This window comes from Vibrio atypicus (assembly GCF_009811315.1).
Taxonomy (GTDB): Bacteria; Pseudomonadota; Gammaproteobacteria; order Enterobacterales; family Vibrionaceae; genus Vibrio; species Vibrio atypicus.
The window spans coordinates 240,426-254,267 of the sequence record NZ_BLID01000002.1; the positions used below are offsets into that span (position 1 = coordinate 240,426).

A 13,842-nucleotide genomic window follows, 5' to 3' on the forward strand; every position below is an offset into this window, starting at 1 on the left:
CTACTCACATTACGTTAAAGCACTTCAAACCCTTGCGCTTCAAGCATATCAATTAAGTCGATCAGCGGCAGTCCAACTAACGTATTCGGGTCTTTCCCTTCGAGCCGTTCAAACAATGCAATGCCTAGACCTTCGCTTTTAAAGCTACCCGCACAATAAAAGGGTTCTTCTTTATCAACATAATTGACGATTTGTTGTTCCGTTAAATGACGGAAGTGGACTGTGAAGGTGTCTACTTTCACGTCGACTTGCTTAGTGTTCGAATTATATAGCGCAAGGCCAGTATAGAATTGAATGGATTGCCCACTTTGTTGAGTGAGTTGTTCAATAGCTTTCTCACGAGTGTGCGGCTTGCCGATGATTTGATCATTGATAACACATACTTGATCACTGCCGATCACCAAGCTCGGTTGTTGTACAGAGCAGGAGACAGCTTTGCCTATAGCCAACCTTTTTACCAGATCAACGGGCGTTTCCTCTTGCAATGGTGTCTCATCAAAGTTTGGTGATGCTGTGATGAAGGGAACTGCTAGTTTATTGAGCAGTTGTTGGCGATATGGTGAAGTTGAGGCTAAAACTAGTTGGTAATTTGGCATTTTAATTTACAATCTAACAGCGGGTTAGTGCGAGCTTAATCGATATTATGGTTGTGATACTAGCTCTCTCGTTGATAAGGAAAAAAAGTACAACTTTTTGCCCTTTTTCTTTGACTCTAAACGATTTGGAAGATAGAATTCGCGCCCTATGCAAAAGGTAAAAATACCGCGTACGATTGATCCGACGCGCGCTGCTCAAAAGCGACTTGATGTTGAAGGTATTATTCAAGTAAGTCTCTTTAAGCGCCTAGAGGAATCAGTTGAAGGCGTTAAACGCGACGCCCAAGTGTCACTGTCATTTGACTTAGATGAGCAGCGACTCGTTGTTATCTCTGGTAAAGCTAACATCGTAGTCGACTTAGAGTGTCAGCGCTGTAATGAGGTTTTCGCACATGAGTGCGATGTCCAATTCACTTATACACCTTACAAAGGTGAGAAGACTGAAGAGGAAGCACCGGAAGAGTACGATTTGGTAGATCTGAACGAGTACGGTGAGTTAGACCTAATACAGTTAGTTGAAGACGAGTTCATTCTAAACTTGCCTCAAATTGCAATGCACGATGAAGCGGACTGTAGCGTTGATTCAGATAATATGGTGTTTGGTGAGATTCCAGAAGAAATTGTGGAAGAAGAGAAGCCGAATCCATTTGACGTTTTAAAAAGCTTAAAGAAGTAATTCTTTAAGAACTTACATAGGAGTAGGGTCAATGGCCGTACAAAAGAGCAAGAAATCACGTTCAATGCGTGGTATGCGTCGTTCACACGATGCCCTAACTACAGCTGCACTATCTGTAGACGCAACTTCAGGTGAAACTCACCTACGTCACAATGTAACTGCTGAAGGTTACTACCGTGGCAAAAAGGTTATCAACAAGTAAGGTTGACCCTTTGCAAAATATAACCGTTGCACTTGATGCAATGGGCGGGGACTTCGGTCCTCGCGTAACAGTGCCTGCCGCCGTGCAGGCACTGTCGCATTTCCCAGAGCTTAAAGTGATCCTAATCGGTGATCAAACTGCGATCACGTCTCAATTATCTTCCCTTGGTTATCAGCCAGATACCCGTTTGAGTATTCAGCATAGTGACCGAGTGATCTCCAACTCAGAAAAACCATCTCTTGCACTAAGAAATAGTAATGGCACCTCTATGGGCATGGCGATTGACGCTGTTGCACAAGGAGATGCAGATGCGTGTGTTAGCGGCGGGAATACCGGTGCTCTAATGGCACTATCTCGTTTCCGACTGAAGCTGCTACCGGGTATCGAACGCCCAGCTTTAATTTCTGCTCTGCCAACTGCGTCAGGCAATAAGACTTGGATGCTTGATCTAGGTGCTAATGTCTCAAGCGATGCTGACTCTCTTTTCCAATTTGCAGTAATGGGCAGCGCTATAGCCGAACAGTACTTGCAAAAGCCGCCTAGAGTCGCGATTCTCAACATTGGCGCAGAGGAAATCAAAGGCAACGATCTTGTTAAACGTTGTGCAGAGATGCTTTCTAGTACGCATTCCGTCAACTTTGTTGGCTATATCGAAGGTAACCAGTTATTACACGATGCTGCAGATGTCGTTGTCTGTGATGGGTTTGTGGGTAATGTTTGTTTAAAAGCCTGTGAAGGCACCGCTCAGCTTTTTATCGATAAGTTGAAATCGAGTATGATGACCTCATCTATAAAGGGTTGGATTGCAAGAAAATTATTTTCTTCGCTATTTAATGAACTAAAAACACTGAACCCCGACCAGTATAACGGCGCAAGTTTGCTAGGATTGCGCGGCATTGTCATTAAAAGCCACGGAAGTGCTGACGTAAACGCGGTCATCAATGCAATTGGTGAGGCGTTACACGAGGTCCAACGACAAGTACCCAGCCGTATTAGCGATCGTTTGGAAGCGGTTTTACTCGAGAGGCATTATTAGTCTTCATGTATAGCAAAATTTTAGGTACTGGCAGCTACCTGCCATCTCAGGTGCGTACAAACGCAGATCTAGAGAAAATGGTAGATACAAATGATGAGTGGATCGTAACTCGTACCGGTATTAAAGAACGTCGCATTGCTGCGGAAAATGAAACCGTTGCGGATATGGGCTATATCGCTGCTAAAAACGCTATTGAGATGGCGGGCATTGATAAAAACGATATCGACTTGATTATCGTTGCTACAACGAGCGGTAGTCATACTTTCCCTTCTTCTGCTTGTCAAGTGCAAGCGAAACTAGAAATCAAAGGTTGCCCAGCATTTGACTTAGCAGCGGCGTGTTCTGGTTTTGTGTACGCACTTTCTGTTGCGGATCAGCACATTAAATCTGGCATGTGCAAGAACGTGCTAGTCATTGGTGCAGATGCGCTTTCTAAAACCTGTGATCCAACAGACCGTTCTACCATCATTCTGTTTGGTGATGCAGCAGGTGCTGTGGTTGTTGGTCAAAGCGAAGAGCCAGGCATTTTGTCGACTCATATCTACTCTGATGGACGCTTTGGTGAACTACTAAGTTTGGAAGTGCCTGAACGTGGTAAAGATGCGGACAAATGGCTGCATATGGCAGGCAACGAAGTGTTCAAGGTCGCGGTAACTCAGCTGTCTAAGCTAGTGAAAGATACACTGGCTGCGAACGACATGCATAAATCTGAGCTAGATTGGTTAGTCCCACACCAAGCGAACTACCGCATCATCTCTGCGACAGCGAAAAAGCTATCTATGTCGCTTGATCAAGTCGTCATCACACTAGATAAGCACGGTAATACATCTGCTGCGACGGTACCGACAGCTCTGGATGAAGCGGTACGTGATGGGCGCATCAAGCGTGGCCAAACACTGCTTCTTGAAGCGTTCGGTGGTGGCTTTACTTGGGGCTCTGCGCTAGTTAAGTTCTAAACCCATATTTCAAAAATTAAGATGCCTTCGTGGCATCTTTTCTTTCTTCTTTTATTTAAAGAAACGGTTTTAAGGAAAAGAAAATGAGCAAGTTTGCTATCGTATTTCCGGGTCAAGGTTCACAAGCTGTTGGTATGCTTGCAGAGCTTGGTGAACAGTATGACGTAGTTAAACAAACATTTGCTGAAGCGTCTGATGCTCTTGGCTATGATCTTTGGGCACTAGTGCAAAATGGTCCGGCTGAAGATCTGAATCAAACGCACCGTACTCAACCAGCATTGTTGGCATCTTCGGTTGCAATTTGGCGTGTATGGCAAGAGCTTGGCCTAGAGCAACCAGCGAATTTAGCGGGTCACAGCCTAGGTGAATACTCAGCATTGGTATGTGCTGGTGTTATCGACTTTAAAGAAGCGATCAAACTTGTTCAGCTTCGTGGCCAATTAATGCAAGAAGCAGTACCAGCAGGTACTGGCGCGATGTTCGCAATTATTGGCCTTGATGACGAGTCTATCGCTAAAGCATGTGAAGACGCGGCGCAAGGTGAGGTTGTTTCTCCAGTAAACTTTAACTCTCCAGGCCAAGTTGTTATCGCTGGTAGCAAAGATGCGGTAGAGCGTGCTGGTGCACTATGTAAAGAAGCGGGCGCTAAACGTGCGCTTCCACTACCAGTTTCTGTTCCTTCTCACTGTGCTCTTATGAAACCAGCAGCCGACAAGCTTGCTGTAGCGCTTGAAGAACTAACATTTAATGCTCCGCAACTGCCTGTAATCAACAACGTTGATGTTACAGCTGAAACGGATCCAGCAAAAATTAAAGATGCGCTTGTTCGCCAATTGTACAGCCCAGTTCGTTGGACTGAGAGCGTACAGTTAATGCACGAGCAAGGCGTAGAAAAACTTCTTGAATTAGGCCCAGGTAAAGTTCTGAGCGGTCTAACTAAACGTATCGTGAAAACGCTAAGTGGCGCTGCAGTGAATGATGCTGCATCTTTAGAAGCTGCGAAGTAATTTACAGATCAAAGGAATAACGAACATGATGAATCTAGAAGGCAAGATTGCCCTAGTTACCGGTGCAAGCCGTGGTATTGGCCGTGCAATTGCTGAACTACTTGTTGAGCGTGGCGCAACAGTAATCGGTACAGCAACGTCTGAAGGCGGCGCTGCAGCAATCAGCGAATACCTAGGTGAAAACGGTAAAGGTCTAGCGCTTAACGTGACTGACGTAGAATCAATTGAAGCAACGCTTAAAACAATCAATGATGAGTTTGGTGCGATTGATATTCTAGTAAACAACGCTGGTATCACGCGCGATAACCTACTTATGCGTATGAAAGATTCTGAGTGGGATGACATCATCGATACTAACCTAACACCGATCTTCCGTATGTCTAAAGCGGTTCTTCGCGGTATGATGAAAAAGCGCGCTGGTCGTATCATCAACGTAGGTTCTGTAGTCGGTACTATGGGTAACGCAGGTCAAGCGAACTATGCAGCGGCAAAAGCTGGCGTGATTGGCTTCACTAAATCTATGGCACGTGAAGTGGCTTCTCGTGGCGTAACAGTGAATACCGTAGCTCCGGGTTTCATCGAAACTGATATGACAAAAGCACTGAATGATGACCAACGTGCAGCAACGCTTGCTAACGTTCCATCTGGTCGTTTAGGTGACCCACGTGAAATTGCATCTGCAGTTGTATTCCTAGCTTCACCAGAAGCGGCGTACATTACAGGTGAAACTTTGCATGTAAATGGTGGTATGTACATGGTGTAATTGACAGATTACGCAGAGAATGTGAACTTTTTAGCAAAAGAACACTCAAAACTTTGCATATATCGTCAATTTCCATGAAATGTCATCCTTTGGGGTATGGATTGTCACTAAAATAGCCTATATTTGGTGATGATTGACATAAACGTGCGCAAGATTTGTGCATGATTTAAGTCAAAAATGTATTGAATTTCGGTTAAATTCGCTAAAATTGTGGTTTGACCAGCAAGGTCCCTCTTGCAACTTTCAGTAGTTCGAATAAACTACGGAATCATCGCATTGAGCGAAATCTGTAAAGGAAAAGAAAAATGAGCAACATCGAAGAACGCGTAAAGAAAATCATTGTTGAACAGCTAGGTGTAGACGAAGCTGAAGTTAAAAACGAAGCTTCATTCGTTGATGATCTAGGTGCTGATTCTCTAGACACTGTTGAACTAGTAATGGCTCTAGAAGAAGAATTCGATACTGAGATTCCAGACGAAGAAGCTGAGAAAATCACTACTGTTCAAGCTGCAATCGACTACGTAAACAGCGCTCAGTAATATCTCTCCCAGGCGGCCTTCTGGCCGCCTGTGTTCTTTTTAACACTTCTATCCTTCCATAGAATCATTTCAAACCCGGAGAATAAAATCGTGTCCAAGCGTCGTGTTGTTGTCACTGGCATGGGTATGTTGTCACCGGTAGGCAACACCGTAGAATCATCATGGAAAGCCCTGCTAGCAGGTCAAAGTGGTATCGTAAATATCGAGCACTTTGATGCTGAAAATTTCTCTACCCGTTTCGCAGGTCTAGTAAAAGATTTTGACTGTACTGAATACATGTCGAAGAAAGATGCACGTAAAATGGATTTATTTATCCAGTACGGTATCGCTGCGGGTATCCAAGCTCTAGATGACTCTGGTTTACAAATTAACGAAGAAAATGCGCCGCGTGTAGGCGTTGCAATCGGTTCTGGTATTGGTGGTCTTGAGTTGATCGAAACTGGCCATACAGCACTTGTTGGTAAAGGTCCTCGTAAAGTGAGCCCATTCTTCGTTCCATCAACCATCGTTAACATGGTTGCAGGTAACCTATCTATTATGCGTGGTCTTCGCGGTCCTAACATCGCGATCTCGACGGCGTGTACAACCGGTTTGCACAACATTGGTCACGCAGCTCGTATGATTGCATACGGTGATGCGGATGCAATGGTAGCTGGTGGCTCTGAAAAAGCGTCTACGCCTCTTGGCATGGCAGGTTTCGGTGCAGCTAAAGCGCTTTCTACTCGTAACGATGAGCCACAAAAAGCGTCTCGTCCATGGGATAAAGACCGTGATGGTTTTGTTCTTGGCGATGGTGCTGGTGTGATGGTTCTTGAAGAGTACGAACACGCGAAAGCTCGTGGTGCGAAGATTTACGCTGAGCTTGTTGGTTTCGGTATGTCTGGCGATGCTTACCATATGACTTCACCAAGTGAAGATGGTTCAGGTGGCGCGCTAGCAATGGAAGCTGCGATGCGTGATGCTGGTGTAACAGGTACTCAAATCGGTTACGTTAATGCACACGGTACTTCAACACCAGCGGGTGATGTTGCTGAAATCAAAGGTGTTAAGCGTGCTCTTGGTGAAGAGGGTGCTAAACAAGTTAAGGTTTCTTCAACTAAGTCTATGACTGGTCACCTATTAGGTGCTGCTGGTTCAGTAGAAGCGATCATCACTGTGATGTCTCTTGTTGACCAAATCGTTCCACCAACGATCAACCTAGACAACCCAGAAGAAGGTCTTGATATTGACCTTGTTCCACACACAGCGAAAAAAGTTGAAATGGATTACGCTATCTGTAACTCATTCGGCTTTGGCGGTACAAACGGTTCTTTAGTATTTAAAAAAATCTAAAGAATACCGCCGCAAATGAATATTAAACGGCTTAATGCTTTGGCATTAAGCCGTTTTGTTATTTAATACCTACCAACTTTCATCAGATGACAAAGGAATGCCATGTATTTGTTTAATGGCGAACGTGCCAGTACCGTCTCTATCGCCGATCGCTCTTTTCAATATGGTGATGGATGTTTTACTACCATGTTGACCCGTAATGGTGAAATTCAGTATTGGCCGAAACACAAAGCACGTATGGATGCTTGTCTTGATGCGCTGATGATTGCGAAACCTGATTGGCTTTTGATCGAAAGTTGGCTTGCTGAGATGGCCTACTCTGATCCTAAAGCCGGACTCAAACTGCATATTAGCCGCGGTGAAGGGGGGAGGGGATATAGCCCTACTCAAGTACCCTCACCAAATGTTACCATTAGCGCCTTTCATTTCCCGGCTCATTATGAACAATGGAGTCGAGATGGAATCGCACTGGGAGTGTGCAGTAAAAGGTTGGGAATTAACCCGCTCTTAGCTGGGCACAAACATAACAACCGTCTTGAACAAGTATTGTTAAAAGCAGATATCGAACAGCAAGGTTTTGATGATGGCGTTGCGCTAGATTGCAATGGGCATGTTGTCGAGACGACTATGGCGAATCTCTTTTGGTGCAAAGGCGATACTTTGTTTACTCCAAACTTAGGTGTTGCTGGTGTTGCGGGCGTGATGCGCCGGGTTGTTATCGAGCGCCTTGAAAACTTATCGCTGAATTTGGTTCAAGGTGATTTTGAGCTAGATGCACTTTTAACAGCAGATGAAGTTTTTATCACCAACTCGATATTAGAGGTTGCACCAGTGACGGCTATTGGTGAACAAACGTTTTCAATTGGAAATATAACAAGAAAAATTCAGGAGAACCCCCTTCCGTGATTAAAAAGATCACTATTTTCCTAGCTCTGGCTGCGATGATTGCAGCGACGGGCTACGGATACATTACGAAGCAAGTGGAGCAGTACGTAACTCAGCCACTTCAAATCGAACAAGATCAAATCTTTACTCTGAAATCTGGAACGAGTTTTAATCGCGTTTTAGCACAATTGACCGAGCAAGGTTGGATTGAAAGCAACGATGTTTCTCGTTTAGTTCGCCGTCTTCACCCTGAATTGACGCAGTTGAAAGCGGGTACATACCTTTTGCAACCAGGCTTGAATTTAACTCAGACCCTAGAACTACTAAAGTCAGGTAAAGAGCACCAATTCGCTATTACGTTTTTAGAGGGTTCTACTTTCAAAGAGTGGCGAGAAGCATTGGTTGGCGCTTCACATTTAGAGCATGAGCTAACGGGTTTAAGTGAAGCGGATATTGCAGTGAAACTCGGTTTAGAGCATGAGAAGTTAGAAGGGTTGCTTTTGGCAGAGACCTACCACTACACCTTTGGTACCTCCGATCTTGATATCCTTAAGCGCGCTTCTAGCAAGTTACAACAAGTATTAAATATTCAATGGGAAAAGCGCCAAGATAAGTTGCCTTTGAAGACTCCTTATGAAGCTTTGATTCTGGCATCCATTATTGAAAAAGAAACGGCTGTAGAAGAAGAGCGAGAGCGTGTCGCTTCGGTATTTGTAAACCGATTGAATAAACGGATGCGTCTGCAAACCGATCCGACAGTTATCTATGGAATGGGCGATAAATATGATGGCAACATTCGTAAGAAAGATTTGCGCACGCCAACGCCTTACAACACCTATACTATTTCTGGCCTGCCGCCAACGCCAATCGCAATGCCGGGTGAGGCTTCTATTGAAGCAGCTTTAAACCCAGAATCAAGTAAATATCTATACTTTGTGGCGAGTGGTACAGGTGGACACGTATTTTCTAAGTCACTAGCCGAGCATAATCGTGCCGTTCGTGCCTATTTAAAACAATTAAGAAGCAAAAAATGACACAAGCTAAATTTATCGTGATCGAAGGCCTTGAAGGCGCGGGTAAAAGCACAGCAATCAACGCGGTATTAGAGACATTAAAACAATCTGGTATCGATAACATCCGAAACACTCGTGAGCCTGGTGGTACAGTTCTGGCAGAACAGCTTAGAACCTTAGTGAAACAAGATCATGAAGGTGAAGTGCTGCAAGATATGACCGAACTGTTGATGATGTATGCGGCTCGAGTTCAATTGGTTGAGAACGTCATCAAGCCAGCGTTAGCAGAAGGTCAATGGGTGGTGGGTGATCGTCATGATATGTCTTCCCAAGCCTATCAAGGTGGTGGTCGTCAGATCGCGAAAGAGACGATGGCAGCACTTAAGCAAACAACGCTTGGTGACTTTAAACCAGACCTTACTATTTATCTCGATTTGGATCCTCGTATTGGTCTTGAGCGTGCTCGCGGTCGTGGTGAACTTGATCGTATCGAAAAAATGGATATGAGCTTTTTTGACCGTACTCGAGATCGCTACCTTGAGTTGGCTCGTAATGACGATTCGGTATTGGTTGTGAACGCTGAACAAAGCATTGACCAAGTCGCTGGCGATATTAAAGCTGCGCTCTGTTCTTGGTTAGGTGCTCAGTAATGGACAAGCTATACCCATGGTTAACGCAACTTTGGCAAGAGTGGCAAACAAGCTTGGAAGCTGGGCGCTTTTCTAATGCGTCAATGTTGATTGCAGAGCCAGGGTTAGGATCTGAGCAATTGGTCGATTTGTTTAGCCGTGTTGTGATGTGTAGCAACTATGATAACGAGGCGTGCGGTTTCTGCCATAGCTGCCAGTTAATGAAATCTGGCAGTCATCCAGATTTTCATATTGTTAAGCCAGAGAAAGAAGGCAAGGCGATCACGGTAGAGCAGATTCGCCATTGTAACCGTCAAGCTCAAGAGTCTTCTCAGCTGGCTGGAACGCGCTTATTCATCATTGAACCCGCGGAAGCGATGAACGAGTCTGCCGCCAATGCGTTATTAAAAACGTTAGAAGAACCTTCAGGGCGATGCATGTTCTTGTTGGTGACTCATCGAGCTAACGGCCTTTTGCCTACGATTACGAGTCGTTGTCAGCAGTGGCATTTAGCATCACCAGACTCGAAAACAGTAACAGATTGGCTAAGTATTGAAGCGAAAGGTGAAATTCCGGTTTATGCGGCTCACTTAAACCGCAATGCACCTTTAAGCACTTTAGAATTTGTTGAGGCGGGTAAAACCGACGTCTACTTAACGCTTGAGGCTCAATTGCTAGATTGGGTTAAAGGGCAGGGCGATGCTTTGAAACTGGCAAAGGATATTGTTGCTGAACCGGATGCTCTACATTGGCTTTGGTATTTGTTGACGGATGCGCAAAAGAGTCACTTCGGGTTGGATATGGCATCATTTCTGCCTGGTAGTAAGCCATTAGCCGCCTCTGTTGAATATGTCGCACTTTATCAACAGACAGAATCTCTTGGGCATTTAATTGAGCAACTTCGTGAGCATTCAGGCCTTAATGGCGAATTGCTCATATTAGATTGGTTATTTAAGTTTAACGAGGAAACATGTTCGTAGACTCACACTGTCATTTAGACAAGTTAGATTATCAAGATTTGCATCAAGGCATCGAAGATGTGATTCAAAAAGCGAAAGCGGCAAACGTCAAAGAGTTGTTGTCAGTCGGTGTCACACTCGACTCTTTCCCTAATATGCTAAGCATGATCGAACCTTATGATAACGTGTATGCCTCTTGTGGAGTTCACCCACTGGATGTTGAAAGTGGCTTTGCTCTAGACCAACTTCATGAATATGCAGCGCATCCGCGTGTGGTTGCGATTGGTGAAACAGGGTTAGACTATCACTATCAGCCAGAAACCGCAGAGCTACAGAAACTAAGGTTTGAACAGCAGGTAGAGCTAGGGGTAAAGCTGAACAAGCCACTTATCATCCATACTCGCAACGCAAGACAAGATACCCTCGATATTCTTAAGAATGGCGGTGCGGACAAATGTGGCGGTGTTATTCACTGTTTTACTGAAGATCTACCATTTGCTGAAGCGGCAATGGATCTCGGTTTCTACATTTCTATTTCAGGTATCGTGACTTTCCGTCAAGCGACAGAGCTAAAGGAAGTTGTGAAAGCATTGCCTCTTGAAAGGCTCTTGATAGAGACGGATTCCCCATACTTAGCACCAATACCTCATCGTGGAAAACAGAACCAACCAGCTTACGTTGTTGAGGTTGCTTCATACATTGCCCAGTTGAAAGGGGTCTCATTAGGTGAAGTTGGTGAAAAAACCACCGAAAACTTCAGAAATCTTTTTTTGAGATAGAAAATGAGAAATGATTAAAAAAGGAGCGCAAGCTCCTTTTTTTTGTAACCGGCATCACACGCAATCGCTTAAATCGCCTTGTTTACTATTTTTGTTGAACTTGAGAGTTAAAAAAGACCGTGTCGTAATTTTGTTACATAAAATAACAATGACATCTATTTTATTTACCCAGTAAAATTAATCAAATTTATACAATACTCAATAAAAAACAATAACTTGAGTTGCGTGTAAAGCATTTCAGTACACAGCTTTTACTGTGATCTATCTATTAGTTTGAAATTTAATTTCGTAACCCGCTAGCAAGACCGTTAACCCGCAATATATATTTAGAGCCAGAAAATATAGTGACATAAGTGGTTACATTTTTTCTGGGTGCTAACATTTAAGGCTGCGGGGGTGTGCCGTTAGTACCCATATAACTATTTTATTTTTATCAGGAGCATAAACATGTTTAAGAACCTTTTTGCTAGCCTGCAGAAAGTTGGTAAGTCACTGATGCTTCCAGTATCAGTTTTACCAGTTGCGGGTATTTTGCTTGGTGTCGGTGCAGCAGACCTTCCTTTCATTCCAGAAATCGTTTCTAACCTAATGGAACAAGCTGGTGGCTCAGTATTCGGTCAAATGGCTTTGCTATTTGCTGTGGGTGTTGCACTTGGCTTTACTAACAACGACGGTGTAGCAGGTCTTGCTGCAATCGTTGGCTACGGCATCATGACGGCTACTCTAGGCGTAATGGCTGGCGTAATGGGCGTTGAAAAAATCGATACTGGTGTACTAGGTGGTATCCTAGTCGGTGGTGTTGCTGCTTGGGCATTCAACCGTTTCTTCAAGATTCAACTTCCAGAATACCTTGGCTTCTTCGCTGGTAAGCGTGCTGTGCCAATCATCACTGGTTTCTCTGCAATCGGTCTTGCAATCCTACTTTCAATCGTATGGCCACCAGTTGGCGGTGCTATTGCTGCGTTCTCTGATTGGGCTGCTCACCAGAACCCACAAGTTGCGTTTGGTATCTACGGTATCATCGAACGTTCTCTAATCCCATTCGGTCTACACCACGTATGGAACGTACCATTCTTCTTCGAAGCAGGTACTTGTGTGAACGCTGCGGGTGAAACTCAAAACGGCGTACTAACTTGTTACCTAGTTGCTGATGAAGCATCTCGTGCTGCTGGTAATGGCTTCGGTCAACTAGCGGGTGGTTACATGTTCAAGATGTTCGGTCTACCTGCTGCTGCTATCGCTATCGCTCACTCTGCTAAACCAGAGAACCGTGCGAAAGTAATGGGTATCATGGCATCTGCTGCTCTAACTTCATTCCTAACAGGTATTACTGAGCCAATCGAATTCTCATTCCTATTCGTTGCTCCTGTACTGTACGCTATCCACGCTCTACTAGCGGGTTCTGCTTACGTTGTTGCTAATACTCTAGGCTTTGTACACGGTACTTCATTCTCACACGGTCTAATCGACTTCCTAGTTCTATCAGGTAATGCATCTAAGATGGGTCTGATGATCGCTGTTGGTCTAGTTTACGCTGCAATCTACTACGTAGTATTCCGCACTGTAATCAAGGCGATGGACCTTAAGACTCCTGGTCGCGAAGACGAGTCTGAAGAGACTGCTGCAGTGACTGGCTCTGAACTTGCTGGTGAGCTTGTGGCAGCATTTGGCGGCAAAGCAAACATCACTGGTCTAGACGCATGTATCACACGTCTACGTGTTGCAGTAGCTGATACAGCGGCTGTTGACCAAGACAAGCTAAAACAACTAGGCGCAGCTGGCGTAGTAGTTGTAGCTGGTGGTGTACAGGCTATCTTCGGAACTAAGTCTGACAACCTGAAAACTGAAATGGATGAGTGGATCCGTAACAACGGCTAATTCCCACTAAACTCATCTAATTAAAGGAGGCTTCGGCCTCCTTTTTGCGTTTTTATCAACCTGGTTCTGGCTTAACTCTGACCCTTTTCTGACATCTTATTCTTACAAATCTCAATAATTGTACGCTGTTTTATTTATCTGTAAGGGAAGAGTCATCATGAACAAAATTCAAACTTGTCTCGGGTTATCCTCTGTTTTGGTGTTGAGTTCTTTTTCTGCATTAGCAAACGATACTCAAGCTACTGATATTTCAGTTGGAATGGCGGTTGATCAAGGCTTAAGTGCCGTCTTGGAATTGGATAATCAATACCGCTTTACGTTAGGTAATGATGGCGGTGCTTTTGATTACATTGTTAAAGGTGGTCAGTTTGATGCAAATACACCGGTCTCGTGGTATGTCGGTGTGGGCGGCTGGAGTGAGTGGGAAGGCAAGAGTTTTGGCGCACGCGTGCCACTCGGCTTGAAGTGGGACTTAACTAAAGGCTGGAACATGTACGGCCAAGTCCACCCAGAGCTTGATCTCTATTCAGGAGCTGAGCTGAAAATTGGTGGCGCACTGGGTATCAAATACACTTTCTAATCTCATTATGGG

At 44.5% G+C, this 13,842-nt stretch carries 16 protein-coding genes; 15 read left to right on the plus strand and 1 reads right to left on the minus strand.

From position 1 onward, the window contains the following. Window positions 1–14 precede the first annotated feature (14 nt). Window positions 15–596 carry a Maf family protein gene (locus GVO60_RS05670; protein ID WP_159651759.1) on the minus strand — a complete coding sequence of 194 codons (582 nt, stop codon included), beginning with the start codon at window positions 594–596 and terminating at the stop codon, window positions 15–17. A gap of 148 nt (window positions 597–744) precedes the next feature. On the opposite strand from GVO60_RS05670, the gene yceD reads away from it, so the two are divergent. The 15 genes from yceD (at window position 745) to GVO60_RS05745 (ending at window position 13,830) form a co-directional block, all read left to right on the plus strand. After that, on the plus strand, window positions 745–1,272 hold the full coding sequence (gene yceD, locus GVO60_RS05675) for a 23S rRNA accumulation protein YceD (RefSeq protein WP_159651760.1): 528 nt from the start codon (window positions 745–747) through the stop codon (window positions 1,270–1,272). A 31-nt stretch (window positions 1,273–1,303) separates the two neighbouring features. After that, window positions 1,304–1,474, plus strand: coding sequence for a 50S ribosomal protein L32 (gene rpmF, locus GVO60_RS05680; RefSeq protein WP_004414666.1), 171 nt, complete (start codon window positions 1,304–1,306; stop codon window positions 1,472–1,474). A 10-nt stretch (window positions 1,475–1,484) separates the two neighbouring features. Then, entirely contained in the window at window positions 1,485–2,510 is a 1,026-nt protein-coding gene (gene plsX, locus GVO60_RS05685) for a phosphate acyltransferase PlsX (RefSeq protein WP_159651762.1), read from the plus strand. A gap of 5 nt (window positions 2,511–2,515) precedes the next feature. Beyond that, window positions 2,516–3,466 carry a beta-ketoacyl-ACP synthase III gene (locus GVO60_RS05690; RefSeq protein ID WP_159651764.1) on the plus strand — a complete coding sequence of 317 codons (951 nt, stop codon included), beginning with the start codon at window positions 2,516–2,518 and terminating at the stop codon, window positions 3,464–3,466. 83 nt (window positions 3,467–3,549) lie between these two features. Next, the gene (fabD, locus tag GVO60_RS05695) at window positions 3,550–4,473 is read left to right on the plus strand and encodes an ACP S-malonyltransferase (RefSeq protein WP_159651766.1); all 924 of its coding nucleotides are present in this window, start codon (window positions 3,550–3,552) and stop codon (window positions 4,471–4,473) included. 28 nt (window positions 4,474–4,501) lie between these two features. Further along, on the plus strand, window positions 4,502–5,236 hold the full coding sequence (fabG, locus tag GVO60_RS05700; protein ID WP_159652428.1) for a 3-oxoacyl-ACP reductase FabG: 735 nt from the start codon (window positions 4,502–4,504) through the stop codon (window positions 5,234–5,236). 305 nt (window positions 5,237–5,541) lie between these two features. Further along, entirely contained in the window at window positions 5,542–5,775 is a 234-nt protein-coding gene (acpP, locus tag GVO60_RS05705) for an acyl carrier protein (protein ID WP_004406112.1), read from the plus strand. Between the two features lie 90 nt (window positions 5,776–5,865). Then, window positions 5,866–7,107, plus strand: a complete 1,242-nt coding sequence (gene fabF, locus GVO60_RS05710; protein ID WP_159651768.1) for a beta-ketoacyl-ACP synthase II — start codon at window positions 5,866–5,868, stop codon at window positions 7,105–7,107. Window positions 7,108–7,209: 102 nt separating this feature from the next. After that, window positions 7,210–8,013 carry an aminodeoxychorismate lyase gene (gene pabC / locus GVO60_RS05715; RefSeq protein WP_159651770.1) on the plus strand — a complete coding sequence of 268 codons (804 nt, stop codon included), beginning with the start codon at window positions 7,210–7,212 and terminating at the stop codon, window positions 8,011–8,013. Continuing rightward, on the plus strand, window positions 8,010–9,026 hold the full coding sequence (gene mltG / locus GVO60_RS05720; protein ID WP_159651772.1) for an endolytic transglycosylase MltG: 1,017 nt from the start codon (window positions 8,010–8,012) through the stop codon (window positions 9,024–9,026). Before pabC ends, mltG begins: the two co-directional genes overlap by 4 nt. Further along, a complete protein-coding gene (gene tmk / locus GVO60_RS05725; RefSeq protein ID WP_159651774.1) occupies window positions 9,023–9,655 on the plus strand; it encodes a dTMP kinase in 633 nt (210 codons plus the stop codon). Before mltG ends, tmk begins: the two co-directional genes overlap by 4 nt. Next, complete coding sequence (gene holB, locus GVO60_RS05730) at window positions 9,655–10,614, plus strand: DNA polymerase III subunit delta' (RefSeq protein ID WP_159651776.1); 960 nt, start codon at window positions 9,655–9,657, stop codon at window positions 10,612–10,614. Before tmk ends, holB begins: the two co-directional genes overlap by 1 nt. Next, window positions 10,605–11,372, plus strand: coding sequence for a TatD family hydrolase (locus GVO60_RS05735; protein WP_159651778.1), 768 nt, complete (start codon window positions 10,605–10,607; stop codon window positions 11,370–11,372). The genes holB and GVO60_RS05735 overlap by 10 nt, the downstream gene beginning before the upstream one ends. Window positions 11,373–11,819: 447 nt before the next feature. Beyond that, entirely contained in the window at window positions 11,820–13,250 is a 1,431-nt protein-coding gene (ptsG, locus tag GVO60_RS05740) for a PTS glucose transporter subunit IIBC (RefSeq protein WP_159651780.1), read from the plus strand. A 157-nt stretch (window positions 13,251–13,407) separates the two neighbouring features. After that, the gene (locus GVO60_RS05745; RefSeq protein WP_159651782.1) at window positions 13,408–13,830 is read left to right on the plus strand and encodes a hypothetical protein; all 423 of its coding nucleotides are present in this window, start codon (window positions 13,408–13,410) and stop codon (window positions 13,828–13,830) included. The last annotated feature ends 12 nt before the right edge of the window (window positions 13,831–13,842 follow it).

Bases quoted from the DNA above. Each gene is read 5' to 3' on its own strand.
- GVO60_RS05670 (WP_159651759.1), bottom strand. From the start codon at position 596: ATGCCAAATTACCAACTAGTTTTAGCCTCAACTTCACCATATCGCCAA.
- yceD (WP_159651760.1), top strand. From the start codon at position 745: ATGCAAAAGGTAAAAATACCGCGTACGATTGATCCGACGCGCGCTGCT.
- rpmF (WP_004414666.1), top strand. From the start codon at position 1,304: ATGGCCGTACAAAAGAGCAAGAAATCACGTTCAATGCGTGGTATGCGT.
- GVO60_RS05690 (WP_159651764.1), top strand. From the start codon at position 2,516: ATGTATAGCAAAATTTTAGGTACTGGCAGCTACCTGCCATCTCAGGTG.
- fabD (WP_159651766.1), top strand. From the start codon at position 3,550: ATGAGCAAGTTTGCTATCGTATTTCCGGGTCAAGGTTCACAAGCTGTT.
- fabG (WP_159652428.1), top strand. From the start codon at position 4,502: ATGAATCTAGAAGGCAAGATTGCCCTAGTTACCGGTGCAAGCCGTGGT.
- acpP (WP_004406112.1), top strand. From the start codon at position 5,542: ATGAGCAACATCGAAGAACGCGTAAAGAAAATCATTGTTGAACAGCTA.
- pabC (WP_159651770.1), top strand. From the start codon at position 7,210: ATGTATTTGTTTAATGGCGAACGTGCCAGTACCGTCTCTATCGCCGAT.
- tmk (WP_159651774.1), top strand. From the start codon at position 9,023: ATGACACAAGCTAAATTTATCGTGATCGAAGGCCTTGAAGGCGCGGGT.
- holB (WP_159651776.1), top strand. From the start codon at position 9,655: ATGGACAAGCTATACCCATGGTTAACGCAACTTTGGCAAGAGTGGCAA.
- GVO60_RS05735 (WP_159651778.1), top strand. From the start codon at position 10,605: ATGTTCGTAGACTCACACTGTCATTTAGACAAGTTAGATTATCAAGAT.
- ptsG (WP_159651780.1), top strand. From the start codon at position 11,820: ATGTTTAAGAACCTTTTTGCTAGCCTGCAGAAAGTTGGTAAGTCACTG.
- GVO60_RS05745 (WP_159651782.1), top strand. From the start codon at position 13,408: ATGAACAAAATTCAAACTTGTCTCGGGTTATCCTCTGTTTTGGTGTTG.